The organism is Butyrivibrio sp. (genome assembly GCF_024699075.1).
Genome location: NZ_JAILQF010000464.1, coordinates 1 through 6,777 on the forward strand (window position 1 = coordinate 1; position 6,777 = coordinate 6,777).

At 37.8% G+C, this 6,777-nt stretch carries 5 protein-coding genes; 4 read left to right on the top strand and 1 reads right to left on the bottom strand.

Features of this window, described 5'->3' with window-relative positions:
- The 4 genes from K6G87_RS18315 to K6G87_RS18330 all read left to right on the top strand — a co-directional run.
- A partial coding sequence (locus tag K6G87_RS18315) for a UTP--glucose-1-phosphate uridylyltransferase (protein ID WP_296840518.1) occupies window positions 1-460 on the top strand: 460 nt, incomplete at its 5' end.
- A gap of 265 nt (window positions 461-725) precedes the next feature.
- On the top strand, window positions 726-1,742 hold the full coding sequence (gene galE / locus K6G87_RS18320; RefSeq protein ID WP_296840521.1) for a UDP-glucose 4-epimerase GalE: 1,017 nt from the start codon (window positions 726-728) through the stop codon (window positions 1,740-1,742).
- 574 nt (window positions 1,743-2,316) lie between these two features.
- Window positions 2,317-2,583, top strand: coding sequence for a hypothetical protein (locus tag K6G87_RS18325; RefSeq protein ID WP_296840523.1), 267 nt, complete (start codon window positions 2,317-2,319; stop codon window positions 2,581-2,583).
- A gap of 92 nt (window positions 2,584-2,675) precedes the next feature.
- Complete coding sequence (locus K6G87_RS18330; protein WP_296840525.1) at window positions 2,676-4,244, top strand: S1C family serine protease; 1,569 nt, start codon at window positions 2,676-2,678, stop codon at window positions 4,242-4,244.
- Window positions 4,245-4,889: 645 nt separating this feature from the next.
- Here K6G87_RS18330 and K6G87_RS18335 read toward each other — a convergent pair.
- Complete coding sequence (locus K6G87_RS18335) at window positions 4,890-6,707, bottom strand: ABC transporter ATP-binding protein (RefSeq protein WP_296840528.1); 1,818 nt, start codon at window positions 6,705-6,707, stop codon at window positions 4,890-4,892.
- Between the last annotated feature and the right edge of the window lie 70 nt (window positions 6,708-6,777).

Below are 6,777 nucleotides of genomic sequence, written 5' to 3' on the forward strand. Positions count from 1 at the left end.
CGTTGGTGCCAAGGTTGTTAAGAAGAATGCTCCTGATGAGAAGGTTGGTGTTATGTGCCTTGAAGATGGTAAGCCTTCAATCGTAGAGTACTACGAGCTTTCACAGGAGATGATGGATGCCAAGGATGAGAACGGCGATCCAGCTTATAACTTTGGAGTAATCCTTAATTATCTTTTCAATGAGAAGGCTCTTGAAGAGATAGCTTCCAAGGAACTTCCTCTTCACGTAGTTGAGAAGAAGATTCCTCATATAGATGAAAATGCGCAGCTTATTAAGCCTGAAAAGCCAAACGGATGTAAGTTTGAACAGCTTGTTCTTGATATGATCCATATGCTTGATTCTTGTCTTCCTTATGAAGTTGTAAGAGAGAAGGAGTTTGCTCCAATAAAGAATCCTACAGGCGTAGATTCTGTAGAATCTGCCAGAGAGCTGTGTAAGCTTAATGGAATAGAGCTTTGATCCTGTAACTCGACTTTATGGCCATAATATGATTATTGGGCGAAGGTGCCTTTGATAATTGTATTATGGCCTTATTATTGGGATGAGATATAAAGGCCTTGAAGGCATATGAAGTATTTCATTGGCCGTGTTAACATTTTGACAGTTTTATATAACATGTTGTTATTGAAGATATAAAAACTGCAATTTATAATTCAGACATAAGAACGAATTTTGGAAGAAAAAAATTGTACCATGTTTTTATGCAGCCCAGGAGGTAAACATTATGACAATTTTAGTAACAGGCGGAACAGGTTATATAGGAAGCCATACAGTAGTAGAACTGCAGAATGCAGGATATGATGTAGTAGTAATGGATAATCTTAGCAACTCATCGATGAAGGTTCTTGACAGAGTTGAAGCTATTACAGGCAAGAAGGTTCCTTTCTACGAAGCAGATATAAGAAATCGTGAAGATCTCGAGAAAATCTTTTCACAGGAAAAGATCGATGCAGTAATTCACTTTGCAGGACTTAAGGCTGTTGGAGAGTCAGTTCAGAAACCTTGGGAATACTATGAAAATAATATATCCGGAACATTAACACTTCTTGATGAGATGAAAAAGCACAATGTTAAAAATATCATCTTCTCATCATCAGCAACAGTTTATGGTAACCCTGCAATTATCCCGATCACAGAAGAGTGTCCAAAGGGCGTATGCACCAATCCATACGGATGGACCAAGCACATGCTTGAGCAGATCCTTACAGATATTCAGAAGGCAGACAATGAGTGGAATGTAGTTCTTCTTAGATACTTCAATCCTATCGGAGCTCATAAGTCAGGTACAATGGGAGAGAATCCTAACGGAATTCCTAATAACCTTATGCCTTACATCACACAGGTAGCTGTAGGCAAGCTTGATCACCTTAACGTATTCGGTAATGATTATGATACTCCTGACGGAACAGGTGTTCGTGACTATATTCACGTAGTAGACCTTGCTAAGGGACATGTTAAAGCTCTTAAGAAGCTTGAGCCGGGAACAGGGCTTTCACTTTACAACCTTGGAACAGGTGTTGGATACAGCGTTCTTGATATCGTAAAGAACTTCGAAGAAGCTAACGGTGTTAAGATTCCTTATGAGATCGGACCAAGAAGAGCAGGAGATATAGCTACATGCTATTCAAATGCAGAGAAGGCTTATAAGGAACTTGGCTGGAAGGCTGAAAATGGTATCCGCGAAATGTGCGAAGATTCATGGAGATGGCAGAAGAACAATCCTAACGGATACGAAGACTGATAACAGTAAGTATATTAGAAATAATATATTCAAACTTCGCATTTATAGTATTCGTTGTCCCTTGCGATTTGCTTATATCTAACAGTTAATAAATTATTTTCTTGTCATAAAAATCTTTTAATTCAAGGCTTGATATCTGGAATTTAATAAGATTTTTAAAGAGCGCGAAAATAATTTAATTAACTGCTAGAGATAGCAAATTCGCAAGGGACAGTAAAGGTTACAGGGTGCGAAGTTTGAATAAATATATGAATACTATGCTGATCGTGATGACCCCAAAACGGGTTATCATGATCAGCTTTTTTTGAGCAAAGTCTGAATAATATGAAGCAAGAAAAGCAAAATATATGAAAATATGTCGTTTCGTCGTATGAAATCTACCATTCGTCGGAAAATAAAGCAGAATAAAAATAAGATGATATTATATTTATAGATATACTATGCTCTTAAATAATTAAGGTATACAGCTGGTCAAAAGGAACTTTTGACACCTACCTCATAATATAGCAAATCCCGATTGCATTTTTGCTCATTTTGGTGCAAAGTAATAGGAGCACGGAAGGGAGCAGCTTAAATGTTCAGATTATGGGTTAGATTGTTTAAAGACAATCATATGCAAAAGGATACAGTTATATGTAATGATGAGGACGATACCAGAACGCATAAGGTTATGAAATGTCTGGAGAAGGCCAGCTATGAACTTGATCTTCCAAAACCTATATGGCTTGGAGTCAATGTAAATGATTTTAAGATGCATAATAAATGCAGATTTACACAGGACAGTTTTATAGAAGAAGTTCCATTTGACTTCATGGAAATAAGTGTAATAGAAGAAGATTAACAGAATATAAGGCTGCATGGATGCTGACAGAAGCTTGAAATGGATATTACATTTCAAATTCTTGGCATAAGCGGGCCTGAAAGGGGAATAATATGAACGAAGTTAATGATGCAAACAAGAACACGACCCAAAGCTATGGTACATCAAATACCAATTCAAATATGAATGGTAATCAGAGTACAAATGCATATGGAAATAGTACAGGTACAAATTCATATGCAAATTATGCGGGTAATAACTCAGCACCAAACGGTACATATCAGTACAATGCCGGATATAATAACTATGCTCCATCTGGTGCTGGTAGCAGCAATCCTCCTAAAAAGAAGAAAAAGGGAAAGAAGATACTTGCAGCTCTCCTTGCTCTTGTACTTGTAGGAGGACTTGGAACCGGTGCAGTATATGTTGCAAAGAACAAAGATATATCTTTAAAAGGTCTACTTGCTTCTGGTGATAAGAAAGATGCAGCTGCAACAGCAAGTACAACTCAAGAAGCAGATACATCTGAAGAAGAACAGGTTGTAATTGCTACAGATGTATCATCATTAGTAGAAAAGGTAATGCCTTCAATAGTTATTATTGAAAATAAGTATATGGTTGATCTTGAAGACTACGGATATGATGAAGGTGAAGCTCTTAGTGGTGGTTCAGGATCCGGCGTTATAATGGGCCAGAATGATACAGAGCTTTTGATAGCAACCAATAATCACGTTGTTGAAGGTGCAGATGATCTGTCAGTTCATTTTGTAAATGGTACAAGTAAGCCGGCTTATATTAAAGGTACTAATTCAGGAATGGACCTTGCTGTTATCTCAGTATCACTTAGTGAAATAGATGATGCTACAATGAATGCTATAACATTTGCAACAGTCGGTGATTCGGATGACCTTAAGCTTGGCGAGCCTGCAATAGCTATTGGTAATGCTCTTGGTGAAGGTCAGTCAGTTACAGTAGGCGTTATCAGTGCTTTAAACAGAGCAGTTACAAATGATGATGGTTCAGAAGGACTTTTCATTCAGACAGACGCAGCTATCAGCCCAGGTAACTCAGGTGGAGCTCTTTTAAATATTAAAGGAGAGCTTATAGGAATCAATTCAAGAAAATATGTTGCTGAAGGTGCAGAAGGAATGGGATTTGCTATTCCTATATCTGTTGCTAAGCCTATTATAGACGACCTCATGGAGTCTGAGACCAAGTATAAAGCAGATAAGGATAACAGAGGTGTTCTTGGAGTAACAGCATATACACCTACAGGAGTTGAAGGCGCATATATATCATCTATAGACAGCGATAGTGCTGCAGAGGAAGCAGGACTTGAAGTTGGAGATGTTATTATCAAGGTTCAGGATGCCAAGATTGCATCAAGATCAGATCTTGATACAAACATGGCTTATTACGAGGCTGGACAGACAATTACTATTACTGTTTTAAGAAAAGGCAGTAACGGATATGAAGAAGTAGAAGTAGAAGTAACACTTAAAGAACAGAAATCATCAAGTAGCTCAAGTAAGTCAGATTCTAAGGATGATTATTCTGAAGAAGAGGAAGACCAGAGTGGATCAGACGAATACGAAGAAGAAACACCCGAGGATGAGAGCGGTGAAGAAGATGATTCTGGAGACTCAGAAGACAGCGAAGGCGGAGACGATTTCGGATTCTAAATAAGTTACTTAAACTCCGCACATATAAATTTGCAAGGATCTTAGATTGTTTATAAAGTGCGAAGTTTGAGTAAGCTGCTTATCATTAAACCATACCTTGGTAAACATGCGTATTACAGATACTTATAACTAGTAATAATAAAAGCCAATTTGAAATATCTATTAAAGATGTTTCAAATTGGCTTTTTCATTACAAATTCAAACTCTGCAAACTCTGACTTATACAATCATTTTTAAACAGAATCATTAGGTAGTTAAAATGTATTTGATGTAGGTGTCTAAAATGCTTTTTGACAACATATGACGACTTACGTCATTTTATAACGAGCAAAAAGCAAAGCGTTTGCGAGTTTAACAATGCTAGTAACAGCTCTAAAGCTATAACCTATATTATCCCTTGCAAATTTGATAACCTAGATAGTTAATAAAGGATTTTCGAGGTCTTTAAGGATCTTATTAAATTCAAGAGTTTGATAGATGGAGTTTTATATTCTGTTTTGGGTCCGCATGTCTGAGCGTAGCGAGTTTCGGACCCAAGAATATAAAACTCCATCTATCAAGCCTTGAATTATAAGATCCTTAAGATAAGAAAATCCTTTATTAACTACCTAGTTGTATCAAATTGCAAGGGATACAAAATCCTCCCTATGCCTGAAGGAAGGCGTATTGGCTATCATAAAGGTTGTGGTAATATCCGTTTGGAATCTTTAAAAGCTCATCGTGGGAGCCCTTCTCCTGAATCTTACCATTATCAACATACATGATACAGGTCGCATTCTTTATGGTACTAAGCCTGTGAGCGATAATAAAAGATGTCCTGCCCTTAAGCATCTCCTGAAGCCCCTTTTGAAGCAGAATCTCGGTTTCAGTATCTATACTTGAAGTAGCTTCATCAAGTATCAGGATCTTAGGATCTGCAAGAACTGCTCTGGCAAAAGAAATGAGCTGTCTCTGACCTGCTGAAAGCCTGCTTCCTCTTTCATTGACCTGTGTATAGTAGCCATCTTCAAGTGACTGTATGAAGTCGTGAGCACATACAGTCTTTGCAGCTGCAATTACCTCTTCATCAGTAGCTTCGTTATTGCCATAACGGATATTGTCCATTATAGTTCCGGAGAAGATGAAGCTGTCCTGCATCATAACACCCATCTGCTGTCTTAAAGACTTTATCGTAACATCATTTATATCAGTTCCGTCCACAAGGATATTACCGCTTCCAACGTTATAGAACCTGCTTATAAGATTGACAATGGTAGATTTACCTGCTCCTGTAGGACCAACTATTGCATAGGATTCACCTGCGCCTACCTTGAAGCTTACATCATGAAGGATCTCGACGCCGTCATCATATGAGAAGCAGACATTTTTAAATTCTACATCGCCCTTTATTTGAGGCATCTGCCTTGCGCCTTCCTTGTCTTTTACAGTAATAGGAGAATCTATGGTCTCGAAGATACGTTCAAGATAGGAAATAGCTGTAAGCAGCGAATTATAAAAGTTTGCAAGTGTCATAATGGGCTGCCAGAATCTTGAAACGTAACCGACAAAGGCAGTAAGAAGACCAACAGTAATGGCTGTTTCGCCGTTTGTAAGCCATCCAATACCAAGAACGTATATTACAGAAGTTGTAATTACAGTTATGTTCTCAATTACAGGGCTTAGGATGAAGTTGTACTTAACTGCGTTCATCCAGGCACTTCTGGCATCTTTATTAAGTCTGTTAAAAAGTATAGTATTAGTATCTTCTCTGACAAAAGACTGTGTGACTCTTATTCCGTTTATACTTTCTGCAATATAGGCATTAAGATTAGACTGCTTGTTGCTCTGGATCTGCCAGGCTCTTCTTTGCCTGTTTTTGACAAAAAGAATGATAGCAGTCAGGATCGGCAGACCACAAAGGCATATAAGCGTGAACCTTACGTTTAGGTAGAGCATGAATATAAGTATGAATACAAGTGAGAACATATCTGTAATGGTATTAACAATACCATTGGACAGAAGGTCACTTAGGTTATTGACGTAGTTAACAACTCTTACCTGAATCTTGCCATGGGGCTTATCATCATAGTAGGAGAAGGGAAGCTTTTGAAGATGTACGAAAAGCTCGCGTCTAAGGTTGTAAATAACTCCCTGACCTACGCGGGAAGTAAGTATTATCTTGTATCTCATGATCGCAGCACAGGTGATGCCGACAAGAAGTGCCAAAATGGCATTTATAATTATTAGCTGTACTGCCTTGTTTGGAGTATATACATGGTCATAAACAGTGCTTGAGATTATATCCATGACATTCTTCATAAAAAGAGGGATAAGCATGGATATAGCACTTGAAATTACCATTATGATTATGGCGATAGTCAGATCCTTTTTATAAGAACCTACATATCCTGCCAGTCTTTTAAGCTGATTTATATCAAAACCGCTTTCAAGCTCTTCGTCTTGTTCTATCTTATTTCTAGCCATTATGCGGTCTCCTTTCTCTTCATTATTTCATCGAATTCACCATACTGGTGTTCGAATACCTTCTTGTAAT